This is a genomic window from Promicromonospora sp. AC04, from assembly GCF_003058225.1.
Taxonomy (GTDB): domain Bacteria; phylum Actinomycetota; class Actinomycetes; order Actinomycetales; family Cellulomonadaceae; genus Promicromonospora.
This window is the reverse complement of sequence record NZ_QBUG01000005.1, coordinates 206,186-225,973: the sequence shown is the minus strand read 5'-3', so window position 1 is coordinate 225,973 and position 19,788 is coordinate 206,186. Positions and strand designations below refer to the sequence as shown.

The following is a 19,788-nucleotide window of genomic DNA, read 5'->3' as shown; positions in this document are numbered from 1 at the left end:
GTCATCGGCCTCGTTGTCAGTGGTGCTGAGTAGGGTCCGCCGCATGACCGATGAGCGAATGCTGCGCGACTACACCGGCCACATCCATGGCTCGACCCGGACCCCGTATTCCCCGACGCCTGTGATCGAGCTGGACGGTGTTCCCGTCACGGTCAGCGTCGACAGGAATGAAGCAGTGCTGTGGATCTGTGATCTCCGCGGGGGCGAGTGCGTCAGCCGACACCTGGACCTCGACGCTGCCGGCCCTGACGACGCCTGGTATGTCGAGAACGGCTACTGGGACGAGGAGGACGAGGACGACGAGTTCCCGCCGGACCGGGTCGAGGTGGACCCGTACAACATCGCCGAGCGTGCGACGGTGGCGCACCTCGACGGGCAGCCCGTCGTCGTGACGGGTGGCGCCCGGTACGACTTCTCCCTCGGGGACGACTCCGATACCAGCGGCGGGATCGTACGGGCGTGGGACCTACGTACAGGCGGGAGGGTCGGCAAGGTCATGATCGGGCACGTCCTGGCGGTCTGCTCGCTCACCACCGTGCCGTATGAGCGGGGCCTGCTCTCGATCAGCAGCTGTGAGACGGGCAAGCTGCTCGCGTGGGACGTGTCCAGCGGTGAACGGTTCGCGGAACTTCAAGGCAGCTACAACGGCGGAATGGGCGCTGCTTCCGTCGATGGCCGACCGATCGCTGTCACCGGAGGGCACGACGACTTCCTTCAGGTGTGGGACATTCTGACTGGTGAGCAGATCGGAGAGCCGCTGACCGGTATCGGCGCGGCGGCCAGAGCCTTCGCGATAACCAAGGTAGATGACCGAGCGGTTGTAGTGGCCGGCGGCGACGACACCATGCTGCATGTGTGGGACCTCGCGACTCAGGAGCCGTTCGGGTCGCCCCTGGCCGGTCACACCGATCGCATCGAGACACTGGGCACGGCGACCGTCGGCGGCCGATCCATCGCCGTGACCGGAAGCTATGACGGTGGCCTGGGCGATGGCACCACCCGCGTGTGGGACCTGGCCCGCGGCGAACAGATCGGGGACCCGATCGTCGGGCAGCATCTGCAGGTGGTCACCCAGGTCGCCGGGACCAGCGTGGCCGTTACCGCCGATGACAGCGGCGCCGTCCGGCTGTGGGACCTGGAGCGTGCCGTTCGGTAGCCCATGACGGGGCGTAGGACGTCGTCCGGTATCCGGCGGGACGTAGGCTCGGCCCATGTCGAGGTGGCGATGGCGTGGCCGGACGGCGGAAGCGGGCCTGGCGCTCGGCGTCGGCCTGGTCGCCGTTCTGGGCCTGGTGGTGCAGTCGGGCGGGATCGACACCGACGCCGAACGGGCGGCGCTGCTGCTCGTCCTGATCTCCTCCGCCGCGCTGTACCTGCGCCACCGCTACCCGGTGTCCGTCGGAGTGGTGGCGCTGGTCGCCGTCAGCGGGTACGGGGCGCTGCTGCAGCAACCCGGCCCGATCATGCTGGTGTTCGTCGTGGCGCTCTACACGGTGGTCGACGAGGGGTACCTTGCGGTTGCAATCGGGCTCGGGCTCGCCTCGGTGGTCACCTTCGCGATTGCTGACGGCTACGACCGCGAGACCTCCAACGGCGCGACGCTGCTGCACGCCGGCTGGCTCGTCGCGGTCATCGTCGGCGTGACCCGCAACCGGCGGGCATATCTCGCCGAGGCACAGGCCCGGGTGCTCGCCGCCGAGCAGCGGGCGGAGGAGGAGGCCTGGCGCCGGGCCACCGAGGAGCGGCTGCGCATCGCCCGCGAGGTGCACGACGTGCTCGGTCACCACCTCTCGCTGATCAACGTCCAGGCCAGCGCCGCGCTGCACCGTCCGGACCCGGCTCGGTCGGAGCAGGCGCTCACCGCCATCAAGCAGGCGAGCAAGGAGACGCTGCGGGAGCTGCGCACGACGCTGGGCGTGCTGCGGCAGGACGGCGAGGCGCCGACCGCGCCGCTGCCCGGCCTGGACCGACTCCCCGACTTGGTCACGACGGCCGGGGCCGCGGGGCTGGAGGTCCGCACGGAGCTCACCGAGGCCCGGCCGCTCCCGCCGGAGGTCGACCTGGCCGCGTACCGGATAGTCCAGGAGGCGCTCACCAACGTGACCCGGCACGCCGGGGCGGCCGTCGCGGTGGTCCGGGTCCGGTCCGAGGGCGATGACGTGCTGGTGGAGGTCGAGGACGACGGCACCGGTACGCTGGGCCCGCGCGGGAACGGGATCCTCGGCATGGACGAACGGGCGCGGGCGCTGGGCGGCTCGCTCACTACGGGCCCGCGGCCCGACGGCGGCTTTCGGGTGCTGGCACGCCTGCCGGTGGGGGCCGGCACCGTCTCGCATTCTGTCCTGGGCGCCGCCTCGGACCGTGCCGCGCGGCCGGCCTCGGGCCCCGTCTCGGACACCGCTTCGAGTGCTGCCGGGCGCCCCGCGTCGCCGGGAGGCCCAGCGTGATCCGGGTGCTGCTCGCCGACGACCAGGCCCTGGTGCGCGCCGGGTTCTGGTCGATCCTGGACGGCGAGGTCGGCATCGAGGTGATTGGCGAGGCGGCCGACGGCGGCGAGGCGACCCGGCTCGCCCGGCAGCTGCGCCCCGACGTCGTCCTCATGGACATCCGGATGCCCGGCGTGGACGGCCTGGTCGCCACCCGGGAGATCGCCGCGAGCACCGATGCCCGCGTGATCATCCTGACCACGTTCGACCTCGACGAGTACGTCTACGGCGCGCTGCGCGACGGTGCGAGCGGCTTCCTGGTCAAGGACAGCGAGCCGGCGGAGCTGATCCACGCCTTGCGGGTGGTGGCCCGCGGCGACGCACTGATCGCGCCAGCGATCACCCGGCGGCTGATCGCCGAGTTCGCGGCCCGGGCCCGCCACCCGGACCCCGGCCCACGGCTGAGCGGGCTCACCGACCGGGAACGCGAGGTGATGGCCCTGGTCGCGGCGGGCCTGTCGAACACCGAGATCGCGGCGCGGCTGGTACTGAGCCCGGCCACCGCGAAGACGCACGTCAGCCGCATCATGACCAAGGCTCAGGTCCGGGACCGGTCCCAGCTGGTGATCCTCGCCTACGAGTCCGGGCTGACCGTCCCCGGCTGGCTCGCAGGCTCCTGATCGGGACGCGCGGTCAGGGCAGCTACCTCTGCTCTGACAGCCGGGCTTCGCGCGGGCGCCGGCGCCCCGCTCAGCTCGTGCGGCGGGAGCGGGCCAGCGCAAGCCCGCCGACGGCGATGCCGGCCAGCCCGAGCGCGATGGCGACGACGCCCCCGGCCAGCCCGCCGCCGGTGCCGAGCTGCCCGCCGGAGGTGGCCACGACCAGCACACCGATGACGGCGCCGAGCATCCCCGCGGCCAGGGCCAGCGCGGCCCCGAGCTGCCCGGCGTCCGTGCCGATCCGGCTGGCAGGGCGGGCCAGCGCAAGCCCGCCGACGGCGATGCCGATCAGCGCGAGCGCGATGGCCACGAAGCCCCAGAGACGCCCGGAGGTCAGGGCGTAGGAGCTCACGGCCTGCTGGGCCGCGACCTGCGCGGCTGCTGGGACTGCGGCGGTGGCAAGGAGGTGCTGGACGGACATGGTGGATCCCTTCGCTCGCGTGACGGGTACAGGTCGCACCATAGGCACCGGCGTGGTCGCCGGTCGTCCCGCTGGGGTTGCGACAGGGGCACCCACGTCAGTCGTACGAGCGCGGGGCGGAGTACCACCGGGGTTGCGTCCGGCCCGGGTCAGTCCCCCGGCAGGTCCTCCCGCAGGAACAGCTCGATGACGGGGATCGCGACGTCGGGCCGCCGGACCGGCAGCCACAGGGTCAGGGTGTTGTCGCCGGTGCCGGCTGCGCTGGTCATGTGCGACTCGGCGTCCGACGGCAGCACCTCCATCGGGATCTCCGACGCGTCGTGCAGGAGCTGGGCGTACTCCACCCGTCCGGCGAGCCCCGGCAGGTGCACCGCCTCGAACGGCCAGGCGAACAGGTGCAGGTACAGGCGGTTCCCGCGCTGGGTGTAGCGGCAGTCGGGCGGCGGGGTGTACGCGGCGGGTCCGGCGCCGTGGATCGCCCGGCCGTGGCGCGACATCCACTGCCCGATGGCGCGCAGCGTGTCCACGGCCACCGGGTCCAGCTCGCCCCGAGCGGTCGGCCCGACGTTGAGCAGGAGGTTGCCGTCCTTGGCGACCGTGTCGACGAGCATCCGCAGCAGCAGGTCCGGCGACTTGGCAGTGGCGTTGTCGCGGTCGTACCCCCAGCTGCCGTTGATCGTCTGGCATGCCTCCCACAGCGCCGGGGCGCCGTCGACGGTCGGCGGCTCCTCCGGCTGGTACTGCTCGGGCGTGACGTAGTCGCCCGGGATGCCGAGCCGGTCGTTGACCAGGATGCCCGGCTGCAGCCTCCGGACGGTCGCGAGCAGCTCCTCGCTGCCCCAGTCCCGCGCGCCCTTGCCGCCCCAGACCAGCGTGCCCTCGTGTACGTGCTCGGGGTAGGAGAAGTCGAAGAACAGCTGCTCGACCGGGCCGTACCCGGTCAGCAGCTCGGCGACCTGGGCGTGCAGGTACTGGCGGTACTCGGCCATGTCGCGCACCTCCGCCCGCGCGGCGTCGTCGTCGCGCAGGGGATGCAGGCCGTCGATCGGGAACTGCGGGTGGTGCCAGTCGATGAGCGAGTGGTACATGCCGACGCCGAGGCCGCGCGCACGGAAGGACTCGGCGATCGGGCCGATCAGGTCGCGCCGCCACGGCGTCGAGGCGACGGAGAAGTCGGTGTGCTCCGTGTCCCACAGGCAGAAGCCCTCGTGGTGCTTCGTGGTCACCACCACGTACTTCATGCCGGCTGCCGCGGCGAGGTCGGCCCACTCCACGGGGTCGAACAGGTCCGGCTCGAAGTGCGCCAGGTACCGCTCGTACTCGGCGTCGGGCGTCCGTTCGCGGTGCCGCATCCACTCGTTGCGGGCCGCTGCCGAGTACAGGCCCCAGTGGATGAACATCCCGAAGCGGCGCTCGCGCATCCGCCGGACGGCCTCGGCGCGCAGTGGATCCTCGCGCAGTAGTTCCTCGCGCAGCAAGTCCTCGCGCAGTGGGTCCTCGCTGGGGGCGCCGTCGTGCGTCGAGGTGGTCATCTGATTGCGCCCTTCGCGATGTCGCCGATGAACTGCCGTGCGCCGAACAGGAAGACCACCAGGAGGGGCACGGTCGCCAGCAGCGCGCCGGCCATGATCATCCCGTAGTCCTGGCCGAACGCCGACTGGAGCTGTGCCAGCGCCACCTGGAGCGTGATCCGGTGCGGATCCGTCAGGATCGTCAGGGGCCACAGGTAGTCGTTCCACGTCGAGATGAAGGTGAACAGCCCGAGGAAGCCCAGCCCCGGGCGGATGAGCGGCAGGCACACGGTCACGTACTGGCGCATGAACCCTCCGCCGTCGAGCACGCACGCGTCCATCAGCTCGTCGGGTACGGCGGACTTGATGTACTGGCGCAGCCAGAAGATCCCGAACGCGTTGGCCGCCGCGGGGACGATGAGCGCCTGCAGGTGCCCGACCCAGCCGAGGTTCACCATCGTGATGAACTGCGGGACGATCGCGAGCTGCATCGGCAGCATGAACGTCACGAGGACTGCCGTGAACAGCGCGTCGCGGCCGGGGAACTCGAACTTCGCGAAGGCGAACGCCGCCAGCGAGTCGAAGAAGAGCACCAGGAAGGTCACTGCGAGCGAGACGAACAGGGTGTTGGCCAGCGGAGCCACGAAGTCGATCTTGTCGAAGACCGCTTCGATGTTCTCGAACAGGTGGCTGCCGGGCAGGAGCTTGGGCGGCGACTTGTAGATGTCGCTCGTCGTGTTGCTCGCGATGACCACGAGCCAGTAGAGGGGAAAGACCGACAGGAGCGCGCCGGACGTGAGCATCAGGTACAGCCCGAGTCGGCGGCGTCGGCGGTTCCCGGCGGACGGCGCGGGGCGCGGGGCCCGGCGCGGTGTCTGGGGTCGTGGCGAGGCGAGGATGCTCATCAGCGCGTGGGGTCCTCTCTCTTCACGCTGTAGCGCCAGCTGATGATCACGAAGACGAGAACGATGAGGAAGATCCCCCACGCGATCGAGGCGCCGTAGCCGAACTTGTTGTGGCTGAATGCCTGTTGGTAGAAGTACAGGACCATCGTGAGGCCGCCCTGCCCGGTGCCTCCGCTGTTCGGGTTGGTCGTGCTGGGGCCGCCGGTGAGCACCTGTGCCTCGGTGAAGCTCTGCAGCCCCGTGATGGTCGAGACGATGAGGACGAAGATCATCGTCGGCCGCAGCAGGGGGAGCGTGATGGAGAAGAAGCTCCGCACCGGGCCGGCGCCGTCGACCCTGGCCGCCTCGTAGATCTCGCTGTCGATGGACTGCATGCCCGCGAGGAAGATGATCGCGTTGTACCCGGTCCACTGGTACGTGATGAGGATCGAGATGGTGAGCTGGATGCCGAACGGTGAGGACAACCACTTGACGTCCGCGAGGCCCACTGCGTTGAGGAGCGCGTTCGCGAGCCCGAACGACTCGCCGAAGATCGCCCCGAAGAGGATCGCCATCGCCACCACCGACGTGATGTTCGGTACGAAGTACGCGATCCGCAGCGTCGTGCTGTAGCGCACGGCGTTGTTGAGCATGGCGGCGACGACGAGCGCGATGATCATCATCGGGATCGTCGAGAGCGCGAAGATGACGAAGGTGTTGCGGACCGAGAGCAAGAACGTCTCGTCGGAGACGAGCTGCACGTAGTTGTCGAGACCGACCCACTCGGGAGCGCCGAGCCCGTTCCACTTCTGGAACGACAGGACGAGCGAGTACGCCGTCGGATACAGGCCGAAGCACAGGAACAGGATGAAGAACGGCGCGATCGCGGCGTACGCGGGCCAGGCGCGCAGGGCGCGACGCCAGCGGGGGCGCGCCGAGCTGCGCGCCTCCGCCGGCACCGTAGAGGCTGTGAGTGTCACGCGGACTCCAGAGCCTCCTTGGCCGCCGCTACCGCGTCGGCCCAGGCCTGCTCAGGGTCCTTGCCCGTCTGCACGTTCCCCAGCTCCGTGTAGTAGGGGGCGGCGACCTGGTTGTCGAGCGGGCTGTTGTAGACGGTCGGCATGTTCTCCGAGGCCTCGACGAACACGGACACGGTGTCCTGGCCGCCGAAGAAGTCGTCGCCGTCGTGCAGGCCGGGCTCGTCCAGGGCCGTGATGCGGGCCGGGAAGTTGCCGGTCTCGGTGTACATGACTGCCTCGTTCTCGGGGCTCAGGAGCTCCTTGATGACCTTGAGCGCCGCCTCCTTGTCCTCGGTCGCGGCCGGGATCGTCAGGAACGAGCCACCGATGTTCGCGGGTCCCCCGGGCATCTGCGTGACCCGCCACTTGCCGGCGGTGTCGGCGGCGTTGTTCTTGATGTCGCCTGCGTACCAGGCCGCGCCGCTCAGGGTCGGCAGGACGCCGGCGTTGACGGCGGACGCCCAGTCGGGGCTGCCGTCCTCGATCCCGGCCACCAGGCCGCGGTCCCACGCCTCGATGGAGAGGTCCCAGGCGTTGCGCACGGCGTCGCTCTCGCCGAGGAAGTCGCCGTCGGGGCTCACGAACTTGGTCTCGCTCTGGCCCATGATCTTGCCGAAGAGGCCGCCGGCCGAGACCTCGAGGTGCGCCTCCGGGTCGGCCTTCTGGAGCTCCTCGCCGAAGGCGAAGTAGTCCTCGTAGGTCGCGGTGGCCGCCCCGACCTCGTCCGGGTCGGTCGGCAGGTCTGCGTTCTTCAGGATGTCCTCGCGGTAGAACAGGCCGGCCGGGCCGATGTCGATCGGCAGGCCGAGCAGCTTTCCGTCCTCGGTAGTGGCCTCGGCGAGCTTCCACTCCGGGAAGTCGCCGACGACGTCGTCGATGTCGAGCGTGTTCAGGTCGGTGAACAGGTCCGGCTCCTGGAGGAAGAAGGGCATGTCCTCGCCCTTGACGCCGGTGATGTCGGGGATGTCCGCGCCGGCGGTGAAGCCGGTGAGCAGCTTCTGCTTGAAGTCGTCGCCGATGACGGACGTCTCGAGGCCGGGGTTGTCGGCCGTGACAGTCTCGACGACGGTGTCGCTGAGGCCACCCGGCCAGATCCACATCGTCAGGGATCCGTCGGAGTCGGCCTCTCCGCCCGGGTCGCTCGTGCATGCCGTCAGGCCGAGGGACAGGGCCGCGATCGCCGCGAACGCGGCGACGAGGGGACGGCCCCGTGAGGTGTTGAGTCGCATTTCGATTCTTCTCCATGTTCGGTCGAGCTGTTCGGTCGAGCTGTTCGGTCGAGCTGTGGGTGGAGCTGTTCGGTGGAGGTCGGAGGAGCGGGGCGGCGACGCCGTTCAGGGGCCGGCGTCACGGACGAAGGCGAACCGCGCCGGGTCGGCGGCGGCGGGGTGCTCGTCGAGCCAGCGGACGAGGCCGGCCCGGGTGGGGGCGGTCGCGGCGCCGCCCGGACGGGAGACCGTGATCGCCGCGGCGAGCGCCGCGAAGTCGACGCGCTCGCGCAGCGTCCAGTCCGTGAGCGACGCCACCGCCAGCGCGCCGACGAACACGTCGCCCGCGCCCGTGACGTCGACGGCGTCGACCGGGACCGCCTCGATGTGGACCCGTTCGCCGGACTCGGCGTCCAGGGCGAGGACGCCGCGGGCGCCGACGGTGACCACGCTGAGCGGCACGTGCGCGGCCAGTGCCTCCAGGGCCCGCTCGGGGCTCTCGGTCCGTGTGAACGCCATGGCCTCGGCGTCGTTCGGGACGAAGGCGTAGCAGCCGTCGAGCCCGTCGAGGACCGTGGTGTCCCAGGCGCCGCTGGCGTCCCAGCCCAGGTCGGCGAACACTCGTGTGCCGCGGTCGACGAGCGGGCGGACGACGTCGTGCGTCGTGTTGTCGACGTGGACGACGGCGACGCGGGGGCGGACGTCCGGATCCAGGATCTCGGCGAGACCCCGCGGCGCGGGTGTGCCGCCGGTGACGAGGGCGCGGTCGCCGTCGAAACCCAGGGAGGCCGTGACCGGCAGGGTCCATCCGGCCGCGGTGCGGAGCCCGGAGACGTCGATGCCTTCGCGCTCGAGATGGTCCGCGCACAACGCGCTGAGCGGGTCGTCACCCACGACGGCGCTGATCGCCGTCGACGCCCCGAGCCGTGCGGAGACGACTGCCATGTTGGCGATCCCGCCCGGTCCCCAGCCGAAGTCGGCGGTCCACGTCTCCTCACCGGGGCGCGGGCTTCCGTCCAGGCCGGCGAAGACGACGTCGAGGAAGAGCTGGCCCACCACGAGGGTGTCCACCTGAGTGCTCCTCGGGGAACGTGCCTCCGGTCGGAGGCTCGCCCGAGCGGATCCCAAGGGCGCGTCCTGCGCGCCGCGTTCGGTAGCCATGGTCCTCCTCGGTGAGGCAAGGGAGTCCGTAAGGATTAGCATGCGCCTGCGCGAGATTGCACGCTTTTGATTGTTACGATTGAGTAAATGAGCGAAATTGAGCGGGCGTGGTAGCGTGCTTCGCGTGAGAGATCTGCGTGAGCGCGTCATCCTGGATCACCTGCGACAGACGGGTGCGGCGACGGTGAGCGAGCTCGCCTCCGTGACGGGGTCGAGCGTGGCGACCATCCGCCGTGACCTGCAGCAGCTCGACCGGGCGGGAACGATCCGGCGCGCCCACGGCGGCGCCGTCCTCGCCGAGGAGGACGCCCCGTTCGCGAGCGTCGAGCCGGTCAACCGCGAGGCGAAACGACGCATCGCCGCGCGCGCGGCCGACCTGATCGAGGACGGCGAGTCGGTTGTCCTCGACATCGGGACGACGACGTTGCAGCTCGCCCGGATGCTGCACGGCCGGCACGTCACCGTCATCACCGCGAGCCTCGCGATCTACGAGGCGCTGCGGGACAGCCGCACCGTCCACCTCGTGATGCTGCCGGGGGACTACGACCCGGTGTACCAGTCGGTCTCGGGCCCGCTGACGACCGAGTGCCTGCGGATGATCCGTGCGGACCACGCCTTCCTGGGCGTCAGCGGGGTCTCGGACACGGGCGACCTGCGCGACACCACCATGGCCCAGGTGCCGATCAAGCAGGCGATCGCCGAGGTCTCGGGCGAGATCACCGTGCTCGCCGACCACAGCAAGTTCCCCGGCACCGGCCTCGGCCGGGTCAAGCTCGCGCCCAACGTCGCCCGGTTCATCACTGACGCGGACGTGCCCGAGCAGGTCTCGAGCGCCCTCGCCGCTCAGCAGGTGGAGGTGGTCGTCGCATGAGACTGACCATCATCGGCGGCGGCGGGTTCCGCACACCGCTCGTCCACGCCGCGCTGCTGCGCGACCGCGAGCCCGGGCGGGTGACGTCCGTGGCGCTGGTCGACACCGACGAGGCCCGACTGCGGACGATGACCCGCATCCTGGCCACCCAGGCCCAGGGTGTGCCCGACGCCCCGACCGTGACCACCCACACGGACCTGGCCGAGGGCCTGCGGGGGGCCGACTTCGTGTTCTCCGCCATCCGCGTGGGGGGCTTCGAGGGCCGGGCGCACGACGAGCTCATCGGCCTGGCGCACGGTGTGATCGGGCAGGAGACGGTGGGCTTCGGCGGTATCTCCTACGCCCTGCGCACGCTGCCGACGGTCATGCGCCTCGCCGAGCTCGTCAAACGGGTGGCGCCCGACGCCTGGGTCATCAACTTCACCAACCCCGCAGGCCTGGTCACCGAGGCCATGGCACAGGTGCTCGGGAACAGGGTCATCGGCATCTGCGACTCGCCGATCGGGCTGGCCCGCCGCGCGCTGTCCGCGCTGGGACTGCCTGCCGGCCCGAACGTCGAGGTCGACTACGCCGGGCTCAACCATCTGGGCTGGGTGACCAGCCTCCGGGTCGACGGCGTCGACCGCCTGCCCGAGCTGCTCGCCCGGCCGCGGCAGATCGAGGCGTTCGAGGAGGGCCGGCTCTTCGGCGCCGACTGGATCCAGACCCTTGGCGTGCTGCCGAACGAGTACCTGCACTACTACTCCTACCGCCGCGAGGTGCTCCACTCCGACCAGCTCGCCTCCCACACGCGGGCCAAGTACCTCCTCGAGCAGCAGACCGCCTTCTGGTCCGACGCCCACGGCGCGCCGGACCCGCTCGCCGTCTGGGAGGCCGCGCGGCTCGACCGCGAGGCCACGTACATGGCGACCAGCCGTGACTCCGTCGGCATGGGGGAGCGCAACGCGGACGACCTGGTCTCCGGGGGCTACGAGAACGTGGCGCTCGCGCTGATGCGCGGGATCGCGTACGACGAGCACTCGCGCCTCATCCTCAACGTCCCCAACGCCGGCACGATCCCCTGGCTGGACGACACCGCCGTCGTCGAGGTGCCGTGCATCGTCGACGCCGCCGGCGCGCACCCGATCCCCGGCGCCCAGGTGCCGGACTTCGGCCGCGGGCTGGTGACGACGGTCAAGTACGTCGAGCGCGAGACGATCGAGGCCGGGATCGGCGGCTCACGCGCGGCGGCGCTGCGCGCTCTGGCCCACCACCCGCTCGTCGACTCGGTCCGGGTGGCGGACGCCCTGCTCGACAGCGCCCGGGCGACGTTCCCCGAGCTCGCCTACCTCGACTGACCCCTCGACTGACCCTCGACTGACCCTCGACTGATTCTTCGACCGACCCGGAGGCGGACGCCGTGCACCAGAACCAGAAGCTCGTCGAGGAGCGCATCCACCGCGTGCTCACCGAGCGGATCACCCCGGCGTGCTACTCGGCCCGGACGCCCGTCACCCTCTCCGCCTGGGAGGTGCCCGACGAGCCGGTGCCGGTCGGCGAGGCGCTGAACGCGACCTACACGGACTTCGCCGTCGGCCGCCCGTGGGGGCGACCCTGGTCGACCTGGTGGTTCCAGGTCACCGGGACCGTGCCCGCCGAGTGGGCGGGACGCACCGTCGAGCTGGTCGTCGACCCCGGGTTCCAGGGCGACTGGCCGGGCAACCAGGCCGAGGGCCTGGTCTTCACGCCCGACGGCGTCCCGGTCAAGGGCATCCACCCGCGGAACATGTACGTCCCGATCGCGGACGTCGCCGCGGGCGGCGAGCGCGTGCACTTCTTCATGGAGGCCGCCGCCAACCCGGACATCCTCAAGAACGACTTCGTGCCGACGGCCTACGGGGAGAAGTCGACGGCCCCGGCGGACCCCGCCTACACCTTCGCCACCGCCGAGCTCGCGGTGTTCGAGCCCGAGGTGTGGGCGCTGCGCTTCGACGTCGAGGTGCTCTACCAGCTGCTCAAGGAGCTGCCGGAGACCGAGCCGCGCAGGCACGAGGTGCTGCGCGCCCTCGAACGGGCGCTCGACGTGCTGCTGCTCGACGACATCGCCGGCACGGCCACCGCGGCCCGGGCCCTGCTCGCCGATGTGCTCGCGCGGCCCGCGAACGCGTCCGCCCACGTGCTCGGCGCCGTCGGGCACGCGCACATCGACACCGCGTGGCTGTGGCCGATCCGCGAGACCAAGCGCAAGGTCGGCCGGACGTTCGCCAACGTGCTCGCGCTGGCCGAGCGGTACCCGGACTTCCGGTTCGCTGCCTCGTCCGCGCAGCAGTACGCCTGGATCAAGGAGCGGTACCCGGACACCTGGCGGGGGATCAAGGCCGCCGTCGACCGCGGCCAGTGGTTCGTCGTCGGCTCGCAGTGGATCGAGCCCGACGGCAACCTCCCGGGCGGCGAGGCAATGGTCCGTCAGCTGACGCAGGGCCTGCGCTTCTTCGAGCGCGAGCTCGGCGTCACCACCAAGGGCATCTGGATGCCCGACTCCTTCGGCTACACCGCCGCCTTCCCCCAGGTCGCGAGGCTGGCGGGCGTCGAGTGGTTCCTCACGCAGAAGATCTCCTGGAACCAGACGAACACGTTCCCGCACCACACCTTCTGGTGGGAGGGGATCGACGGCAGCCGCGTCTTCACCCACTTCCCGCCCGCCGACACGTACAACTCGACGCTCGAGGGCGAGGAGCTCCACCACGCGGTCCGCGAGTTCCGCGAGAAGGGCAGGGCGACGACGTCGCTCGTGCCGTTCGGCTACGGCGACGGCGGCGGCGGGCCGATCCGCGAGATGATGGAGCGGCAGCGCCGCGTCGCGAACCTCGAGGGCTCGCCGCGGGTGCGGATCGAGAGCCCGGACGAGTTCTTCGCCCGCGCCAGGGCCGAGTACCCGGACGCGCCCGTATGGGTCGGGGAGCTCTACCTCGAGCTGCACCGCGGCACGTTCACGTCCCACGCCCGGGAGAAGCGCGGCAACCGCCTCGTCGAGCACCGGCTGCGCGAGGCCGAGCTCTGGTGGACGGCGGCGGCGTTGCGGGGCGCCGACTACCCGTACGACGCGTTCGACCGCCTGTGGCAGACCACCCTCGTGCAGCAGTTCCACGACATCCTGCCGGGCTCGTCGATCGCCTGGGTGCACCGGGAGAACGAGGAGGAGTACGGCCAGAGCCTCGCTCGGCTCGACGAGCTGCTCGGGCACGCGCTCAAGCACCTCGAGGCGGACGGCGCGGTCGTCAACGCGGCCGACCACTCCCGCGTCGAGCTCGTGCTCGACGAGCACGGGGACCCCGCCGGCCTGGTGAGCGTGCCGGGCCACGGTCTCGCCTCCTTCGAGCCGCTCGATCCCGCGCACCCCGTGACGGCCGAGCGCGACGGCGAGCACATCGTCCTGCGCAACGACCTGGTGCGGGTGCGCATCGACGCGCGAGGTCTCGTGACGTCGATCGTGGACCGGCGCGCCGATCGCGAGCTCGTGCCCGCCGGCCGCGCGGCCAACCTGCTCCAGCTCCACCAGGACCTGCCGAACGCGTGGGACGCCTGGGACATCGACGCGCACTACCGGCACACCGTCCGCGACCTCGTCGAGGTCGAGTCCATCGAGCTCGTCGAGGACGGTCCCCTGCGCGCGCGGGTCGAGGTCGTGCGCACCTTCGGCGCGTCCCGCGTGACCCAGCGGGTCTCCCTGCAGGCCGACGACGCCCGCGTGCACCTCGAGGCGGAGCTGGACTGGCACGAGGGCGAGAAGCTGCTCAAGGCGTCGCTGCCCTTCGTCGTGCACGCGCAGCACCACTCGGCGGAGATCCAGTTCGGGCACCTGCGCCGTCCGACGCACACGAACACGTCCTGGGAGGACGCCCGGTTCGAGGTCGTGGCGCACCGGTGGGTGCACGTCGAGGAGCCGGGCTACGGCATCGGCGTCGTCAACGCCGGGACGTACGGCCACGACATCACCCGGCGGGTCGGCGACGACGGCCAGGTCGAGACCGAGGTCCGCCTGAGCCTCGTGCGGGCCGCGAGGTCGCCCGACCCGCACCAGGACCAGGGGCACCACCTGTTCGCCTACGCGGTGGTGCCGGGCGCGTCGGTCGCTGACGCGGTGGCGGCGGGCTACGAGATGAACCTGCCGCTGCGCCTCGCGGCCGGCACGGCCGCGCCCTCCACCGCGCAACACATCGCACGATCGGCCGGGCCGTGGAGCGTCGTGTCGAGCTCGGACCCCGGCGTGCGGATCGAGGCGGTCAAGCTCGCCGACGACCGCTCGGGCGACGTCGTCGTGCGCGTCTACGAGGCGCTCGGACGGCGCGCCACGGCGACGCTGTCGGCGGGGTTCGACGTCGCGGGCGTCGCCGAGGTCAGCCTCACCGAGGAGCCGCTATCGGGGAGCATGCCCCGCGCGCGGTCGCTCGACGTCGTCGGCCGCTCGATCACCCTGGGCCTGCGCCCCTTCCAGATCGTGACGCTGCGGATCACCCGAGGCGTCCGGAACTCCTGACGAGGCCCGGGTTGGTTGTGGGCTTGATCGTTGCGACTTTGTGCCCGTTTCAGGCGCAAAGATCACGCCCACGACCAACCGGGGTCAGCAGTGGATGGCGGCCAGCTCCGTGAACACCGCGCGGTTCAGGTGGAACGCGTGGTGCGTCTCCGCGAGGGCGGCGGTCACCTCGTCCTCGGTCAGGTCGAGCTGGTCGAGCTCGTTGCGGTACGCGTCCTTGAACACCTTGACCTTCGGGATGTCGGGGAACGTGTAGAAGGCCAGCCCTTCGTCGTCCAGGTCGTAGTGCTGCTTCATCATGCGCTTCACGATCTGGCCGCCCGACAGATCGCCCAGGTACCGCGTGTACGAGTGCGCGGCGTAGTGCGGCAGGCTGCCGCCGATCTCGCGCACGCGGTCCGCGTACTCCCGCGTCGCGGGCAGGATCCGGATCTCCTCGCGCCACGACTGCCCGTACAGGAAGGCCAGGTCCCGCTCGATGGCCGGGACCCGCGTGAGCTCCTCGAAGACGAGGCCGACGCCGCGCTGGTCGGCGTGCAGTGCGGCGCTCGCCTCCTCCAGCGCCTCGTAGACCACGAGGAGCTGGGCCGACAGGTCGGCGTACGCGGCCCGGTTCAGCGCGCCGGCCATGAGCTCCTCGATGAACCGCTCGGAGTTGGCGGCGTCGTGCTCGGCGCGTGTGCTCTGACGCAGCAGGGCGGACAGGGGGACGGGGACTTCGTGCTCGACGGGCAGGCTCACGGGGTCTCCTCCGGCGCGGTGCTGACGTGCTGACAAAGTGTCAGCACGTTGCCGATCATAGCAGCGAGAGTAAGGGCAGCCTAACTTCCGATGGGGGTGTGCGGGTAGCCCGTGGCGCCGGGCCTTTTGCCATCCGTGACGAAATCGGCAAGTCACAAAGGGGGCAATTCCGGAACCGGCCCGAAACGACACTCAAGAGCGGGTGAAACACCGCGCTGTTTGACTCCAGCACGTCGCCGATCAGGGAGTGGGCAGCTTGGGAGCGTTGCTGCAGGTCAGAGGAATAAAGACCGAGTTCAGGTCCGACTCGGGCGCCGTCGTCGTGGTCGACGAGGTGAGCTTCGACCTCGACCGCGGCGAGACCATCTGCCTCGTCGGTGAGTCCGGCAGCGGGAAGTCCGTCACGGCGCTGTCGATCATGGGGCTCCTGCCCCGCAACGGCCGCGTGGCGGACGGCGAGATCGTCTTCGAGGACCGGAACCTGCTCGATCTGTCCGAGGAGGAGATGCGCGAGAACCGCGGCAACTCGCTCGCCATGATCTTCCAGGAGCCGATGACGTCGCTGAACCCGGTGCTGACCATCGGCGACCAGCTGACCGAGGGCATGCTGCTGCACCTCGGGATCTCCCGCCGGGAGGCCGCGGAGCGCGCCGTCGAGCTCCTGGAGCTGGTGGGCGTGCCTCGCGCCGGGCAGATCGTGAAGGACTACCCGCACCGGTTGTCGGGCGGCATGCGCCAGCGCGTCATGATCGCCATGGCGCTCAGCTGCTCGCCCGTCCTCCTGGTGGCCGACGAGCCCACCACCGCCCTGGACGTGACGATCCAGGCCCAGATCCTGACCCTCATGAAGAAGCTCGCCGAGGCCTCGCGGACCGCGACGATCCTCATCACGCACGACCTCGGCGTCGTCGCCGAGATGGCCGACAAGGTGGCGGTGATGTACGCGGGCCAGGTGGTCGAGGAGGCCGACGTCTTCGAGCTGTTCGACCACCCCAGGCACCCGTACACCGTCGGCCTGATGAAGTCGATCCCGCACCTCGGCGCCGACGACGACGCCCGCCTCGAATCGATCCCGGGCTCCGTGCCCTCGCCGTCGAACATGCCGGACGGCTGCCGCTTCCAGGACCGCTGCCCGTCGGTCATGGACCGGTGCCGTGCGGAGCGGCCCGACCTGCTGGAGACGAGCACGAAGCGCAAGCACCTCGTCCGGTGCTTCCTCTACGAGGGCGAGCACGCCGCCGTCCGCGGCACGACGGCGGGGGTGGCCTCGTGAGCGTGATCGAGGCGACCACCCGCAAGGCGCGTGCGCGCGCCGGGGTGCCCGACGGCGAGCCGCTGCTGAGTGTGCAGGACCTCAAGCTCCACTACCCGATCCGGGGCGGGATCGTCTCTCGGCAGACCGGCGCCGTGCGCGCCGTCGACGGGGTCAGCTTCGAGGTGTTCCCCGGCGAGACCCTCGGCATCGTGGGGGAGTCCGGCTGCGGCAAGTCGACCACGGGCCGGGCGATCATCCGGCTGGAGAACCCGACCGCGGGCGCGGTGGTCTTCGGCGGGCGGGACCTGGCGGGCCTGAACACCCGCGAGCTGCGGCGCGTGCGCCTGAACCTGCAGATGGTGTTCCAGGACCCGTACTCCTCGCTCAACCCGCAGAAGCGGATCGGGGACCTCCTCGCCGAGCCGCTCGTCGCCCACGGCCGCGCATCGCGCAAGGAGGCGGGCGAGCGCGTCACGGAGATGCTCGACCGGGTGGGCCTGTCGGCCCAGTTCAAGGGCCGGTACCCGCACGAGCTCTCCGGCGGGCAGCGGCAGCGCGTCGGCATCGCCCGGGCGCTCATGCTCGACCCGACCCTGCTGGTCCTCGACGAACCGGTCTCCGCGCTCGACGTCTCCATCCAGGCCCAGGTGCTCAACCTCCTGCGGGACCTGCAGGCGGAGCTCGGTCTCACCTACATCTTCATCTCCCACGGCCTCGGCGCCGTGCGCTACATCAGCGACCGGATAGTCGTCATGTACCTGGGCAAGGTCATGGAGGTCGCGACGACGGCGGAGCTGTTCGCGAACCCGCGCCACCCGTACACGGAGATCCTGCTGGACGCCTACCCGGCACCCAACCCGCACCTGCGGGACAAGGAACGGACAGTCGTCGAGGGCGACGTGCCGAACGCGGCCAAGCCGCCCTCGGGCTGCGTCTTCCACACCCGGTGCCCGTTCGCGCAGGACAAGTGCCGGACCGAGGAACCCCGGCTCGGCGGCGGCAGCCACGCCTTCGCGTGCCACTTCCCGCTCGACGCCGGCCGCCCGACGGCGGCGTCGGGCAACCCGGAGACGACGAAGAACCCGGGGGTGCCCGCGTGACCACCTACATCATCAGGCGGATCCTGATCTCGATCCCGGTCCTCCTGGGCGTGACCGTCCTGAACTTCTTCATCGTCCAGCTCGCACCCGGCAGCCCGGCCGACCTCTACCTCGACCCCAACGCGTCACCCGACTACAAGGAACGCGTCGAGGCCGCGCTCGGCCTGGACCAGCCGATCATGGTCCAGTACCTCAACTGGCTCGGTCAGCTCGTCCGCGGCGACCTGGGCCTGTCCTACGTCTCCCGCACCCCGGTCGCCGAGGTCATCGGATCGCGGATCGGCCCCACCCTCCTCCTCATGGGCGCGGCCCTCGTGGTGGCGTACGCGATAGCGATCCCGGTGGGCATCCTCGCCGCCAAGAGGAAGGGCACCTGGGCCGACTACACGGTGGTCGGCGGCGCCTTCTTCGGCGTCTCGATCCCGCACTTCTTCCTCGGCCTGGGCCTCATCTACGTCTTCGCCCTCCAGCTCGGCTGGCTCCCGACCGGGAACATGGCCACTATCGGCGGCGACGGCGGCGGGCTCTGGGACCGGATCCAGCACCTGATCCTCCCGGTCGCCGTCCTGGCGACCGCCATCTCCGGGAACATGGTCCGGTACGTGCGGTCCTCGATGGTGGACGCCCTCTCCGAGGACTACGTCCGCACCGCACACGCCAAGGGGCTCCCGCCCGGGGTGGTCACGCACAAGCACGCCCTGCGCAACGCCCTGATCCCGCTCGTCACCGTGCTCAGCGTCGACCTCGCCGGCCTCCTCGGGGGCGCGATCGTCACCGAGCAGATCTTCCAGTGGCCCGGCCTTGGCATGCTGACCATCCAGTCGATCTCGTCCCGCGACTACTCCGTGCTGATGGGCGTGAACCTCATCGCGGCGCTCGCGGTCTTCGCGGCGAACCTCCTCGCCGACATCGTCTACGCCGTCGTCGACCCGCGGATCGAGTACACATGAGCGAACCCACGACCCTGACGAGCCCGTCGACCCAGACAGCGGCCGCCCGCGCCGTCGTCGCGAGCCTGGGCAAGGAGGAGTCCTACCTGCGGACCGTGGTCCGCCGGTTCTTCAGGCACCGCCTGGCCGGTATCGGGCTGTTCGCCTTCCTGGCGATGATCCTCGTCGCGGTCCTCGCCCCGCTGCTCGCGCCGCACGACCCGAACCAGATCTTCGACCAGTTCCAGGCCGCGCCGTCGTCCGCGCACCTGCTCGGGACCGACCCGGTGGGGCGCGACGTGCTCAGCCGGCTCATCTACGGGGCCCGCGTCTCGATCACGGTGAGCGTGGGCGCGGTCTCGGTGTACGTGATCATCGGCGTCTGCGTCGGCCTGGCGGCCGGGTACTACGGCAAGGTGGTCGACTCGGTGCTGATGCGCGTCGTCGACGTGTTCATGTCGTTCCCGTACTTCATGGTCATCCTCATCCTGGTGGCCGTCATCGGGCCGAGCCTGATGAACATCACGCTCGCGATCGGCGTCCTCGGCTGGCCGGTGATCTCCCGGCTGGTGCGCGGCTCGGTGCTGTCGATCAAGAACCAGGACTACGTCAAGGCGGGCATCGCGCTCGGCTACAGCACGCCGAAGATCCTCTTCCAGCACATCCTCCCGAACGCGCTCTCGCCGATCATCGTCAACGCCACGTTCGGGATCGCGAACGCGATCATCCTCGAGTCCGGCCTGAGCTTCCTCGGTCTGGGCGTGCGGCCACCCGCCGCCTCCTGGGGAAACATGCTCAGCGACGCCCAGTCGATCACCGTCATGACCAGCCAGCCGTGGCTGTGGCTGCCGCCCGGTATCGCGATCTTCGTGACCGTGCTCGCCATCAACTTCGTCGGGGACGGGCTGCGCGACGCGCTGGAGTCCAGGGAGACCAAGTCCCATCGCTAGGCCCCACGCTAGGTCCCATCACTGGACACACATCGCCGGACACACATCGCTGGACAAGTAACGACACGGCACATCGA

17 protein-coding genes are annotated in these 19,788 nt (G+C 70.6%); 10 read left to right on the top strand and 7 right to left on the bottom strand.

The window, feature by feature from the left end; translation table 11 throughout:
- Nucleotides 1–43: 43 nt before the first annotated feature.
- Genes C8K30_RS15095 through C8K30_RS15085 form a run of 3 tightly spaced genes read left to right on the top strand, consistent with a single transcriptional unit; the run spans nucleotide 44 to nucleotide 3,106 of the window.
- Nucleotides 44–1,156, top strand: a complete 1,113-nt coding sequence (locus C8K30_RS15095; RefSeq protein ID WP_146197493.1) for a WD40 repeat domain-containing protein — start codon at nucleotides 44–46, stop codon at nucleotides 1,154–1,156.
- Between the two features lie 55 nt (nucleotides 1,157–1,211).
- Nucleotides 1,212–2,447 carry a sensor histidine kinase gene (locus C8K30_RS15090; RefSeq protein ID WP_108493726.1) on the top strand — a complete coding sequence of 412 codons (1,236 nt, stop codon included), beginning with the start codon at nucleotides 1,212–1,214 and terminating at the stop codon, nucleotides 2,445–2,447.
- Nucleotides 2,444–3,106 (top strand): response regulator transcription factor, encoded by a 663-nt coding sequence (locus tag C8K30_RS15085; protein ID WP_108493725.1) that lies wholly within the window; start codon nucleotides 2,444–2,446, stop codon nucleotides 3,104–3,106. Before C8K30_RS15090 ends, C8K30_RS15085 begins: the two co-directional genes overlap by 4 nt.
- 70 nt (nucleotides 3,107–3,176) lie before the next feature.
- Here C8K30_RS15085 and C8K30_RS15080 read toward each other — a convergent pair whose 3' ends face one another.
- From C8K30_RS15080 to C8K30_RS15055, 6 genes are all read right to left on the bottom strand, one after another.
- On the bottom strand, nucleotides 3,177–3,566 hold the full coding sequence (locus C8K30_RS15080) for a DUF6223 family protein (RefSeq protein WP_108493724.1): 390 nt from the start codon (nucleotides 3,564–3,566) through the stop codon (nucleotides 3,177–3,179).
- A 149-nt stretch (nucleotides 3,567–3,715) separates the two neighbouring features.
- Entirely contained in the window at nucleotides 3,716–5,098 is a 1,383-nt protein-coding gene (locus C8K30_RS15075) for an alpha-L-fucosidase (protein ID WP_158281018.1), read from the bottom strand.
- Nucleotides 5,095–5,982 carry a carbohydrate ABC transporter permease gene (locus tag C8K30_RS15070; RefSeq protein ID WP_108493723.1) on the bottom strand — a complete coding sequence of 296 codons (888 nt, stop codon included), beginning with the start codon at nucleotides 5,980–5,982 and terminating at the stop codon, nucleotides 5,095–5,097. Before C8K30_RS15070 ends, C8K30_RS15075 begins: the two co-directional genes overlap by 4 nt.
- Nucleotides 5,982–6,941 carry a carbohydrate ABC transporter permease gene (locus C8K30_RS15065; RefSeq protein WP_108493722.1) on the bottom strand — a complete coding sequence of 320 codons (960 nt, stop codon included), beginning with the start codon at nucleotides 6,939–6,941 and terminating at the stop codon, nucleotides 5,982–5,984. The genes C8K30_RS15070 and C8K30_RS15065 overlap by 1 nt, the downstream gene beginning before the upstream one ends.
- Nucleotides 6,938–8,209 (bottom strand): ABC transporter substrate-binding protein, encoded by a 1,272-nt coding sequence (locus tag C8K30_RS15060; protein WP_108493721.1) that lies wholly within the window; start codon nucleotides 8,207–8,209, stop codon nucleotides 6,938–6,940. The genes C8K30_RS15065 and C8K30_RS15060 overlap by 4 nt, the downstream gene beginning before the upstream one ends.
- A gap of 105 nt (nucleotides 8,210–8,314) precedes the next feature.
- Nucleotides 8,315–9,259, bottom strand: a complete 945-nt coding sequence (locus tag C8K30_RS15055) for a carbohydrate kinase family protein (protein WP_233257189.1) — start codon at nucleotides 9,257–9,259, stop codon at nucleotides 8,315–8,317.
- Nucleotides 9,260–9,473: 214 nt separating this feature from the next.
- Between C8K30_RS15055 and C8K30_RS15050 the strand changes: the two genes are divergently transcribed.
- From C8K30_RS15050 to C8K30_RS15040, 3 genes are all read left to right on the top strand, one after another.
- The gene (locus tag C8K30_RS15050; RefSeq protein WP_108493719.1) at nucleotides 9,474–10,220 is read left to right on the top strand and encodes a DeoR/GlpR family DNA-binding transcription regulator; all 747 of its coding nucleotides are present in this window, start codon (nucleotides 9,474–9,476) and stop codon (nucleotides 10,218–10,220) included.
- On the top strand, nucleotides 10,217–11,557 hold the full coding sequence (locus tag C8K30_RS15045; RefSeq protein ID WP_108493718.1) for a 6-phospho-beta-glucosidase: 1,341 nt from the start codon (nucleotides 10,217–10,219) through the stop codon (nucleotides 11,555–11,557). Before C8K30_RS15050 ends, C8K30_RS15045 begins: the two co-directional genes overlap by 4 nt.
- 62 nt (nucleotides 11,558–11,619) lie before the next feature.
- Nucleotides 11,620–14,736, top strand: coding sequence for a glycoside hydrolase family 38 C-terminal domain-containing protein (locus tag C8K30_RS15040; protein WP_108493717.1), 3,117 nt, complete (start codon nucleotides 11,620–11,622; stop codon nucleotides 14,734–14,736).
- Nucleotides 14,737–14,820: 84 nt separating this feature from the next.
- On the opposite strand, the gene C8K30_RS15035 is transcribed toward C8K30_RS15040, so the two are convergent.
- Complete coding sequence (locus C8K30_RS15035) at nucleotides 14,821–15,477, bottom strand: heme oxygenase (biliverdin-producing) (RefSeq protein WP_108493716.1); 657 nt, start codon at nucleotides 15,475–15,477, stop codon at nucleotides 14,821–14,823.
- A gap of 256 nt (nucleotides 15,478–15,733) precedes the next feature.
- Between C8K30_RS15035 and C8K30_RS15030 the strand changes: the two genes are divergently transcribed.
- From C8K30_RS15030 to opp4C, 4 genes are read left to right on the top strand one after another with little or no spacing between them, the layout of a single operon-like run.
- The gene (locus C8K30_RS15030; RefSeq protein WP_108493949.1) at nucleotides 15,734–16,750 is read left to right on the top strand and encodes an ABC transporter ATP-binding protein; all 1,017 of its coding nucleotides are present in this window, start codon (nucleotides 15,734–15,736) and stop codon (nucleotides 16,748–16,750) included.
- Nucleotides 16,747–17,832 (top strand): ABC transporter ATP-binding protein, encoded by a 1,086-nt coding sequence (locus tag C8K30_RS15025; RefSeq protein WP_233257188.1) that lies wholly within the window; start codon nucleotides 16,747–16,749, stop codon nucleotides 17,830–17,832. The genes C8K30_RS15030 and C8K30_RS15025 overlap by 4 nt, the downstream gene beginning before the upstream one ends.
- Entirely contained in the window at nucleotides 17,829–18,782 is a 954-nt protein-coding gene (locus tag C8K30_RS15020) for an ABC transporter permease (protein WP_108493715.1), read from the top strand. Before C8K30_RS15025 ends, C8K30_RS15020 begins: the two co-directional genes overlap by 4 nt.
- A complete protein-coding gene (gene opp4C, locus C8K30_RS15015) occupies nucleotides 18,779–19,711 on the top strand; it encodes an oligopeptide ABC transporter permease (protein WP_108493714.1) in 933 nt (310 codons plus the stop codon). The genes C8K30_RS15020 and opp4C overlap by 4 nt, the downstream gene beginning before the upstream one ends.
- Nucleotides 19,712–19,788 lie beyond the last annotated feature (77 nt).

Bases quoted from the DNA above. Each gene is read 5' to 3' on its own strand.
- C8K30_RS15095 (WP_146197493.1), top strand. From the start codon at position 44: ATGACCGATGAGCGAATGCTGCGCGACTACACCGGCCACATCCATGGC.
- C8K30_RS15090 (WP_108493726.1), top strand. From the start codon at position 1,212: ATGTCGAGGTGGCGATGGCGTGGCCGGACGGCGGAAGCGGGCCTGGCG.
- C8K30_RS15080 (WP_108493724.1), bottom strand. From the start codon at position 3,566: ATGTCCGTCCAGCACCTCCTTGCCACCGCCGCAGTCCCAGCAGCCGCG.
- C8K30_RS15075 (WP_158281018.1), bottom strand. From the start codon at position 5,098: ATGACCACCTCGACGCACGACGGCGCCCCCAGCGAGGACCCACTGCGC.
- C8K30_RS15070 (WP_108493723.1), bottom strand. From the start codon at position 5,982: ATGAGCATCCTCGCCTCGCCACGACCCCAGACACCGCGCCGGGCCCCG.
- C8K30_RS15060 (WP_108493721.1), bottom strand. From the start codon at position 8,209: ATGCGACTCAACACCTCACGGGGCCGTCCCCTCGTCGCCGCGTTCGCG.
- C8K30_RS15045 (WP_108493718.1), top strand. From the start codon at position 10,217: ATGAGACTGACCATCATCGGCGGCGGCGGGTTCCGCACACCGCTCGTC.
- opp4C (WP_108493714.1), top strand. From the start codon at position 18,779: ATGAGCGAACCCACGACCCTGACGAGCCCGTCGACCCAGACAGCGGCC.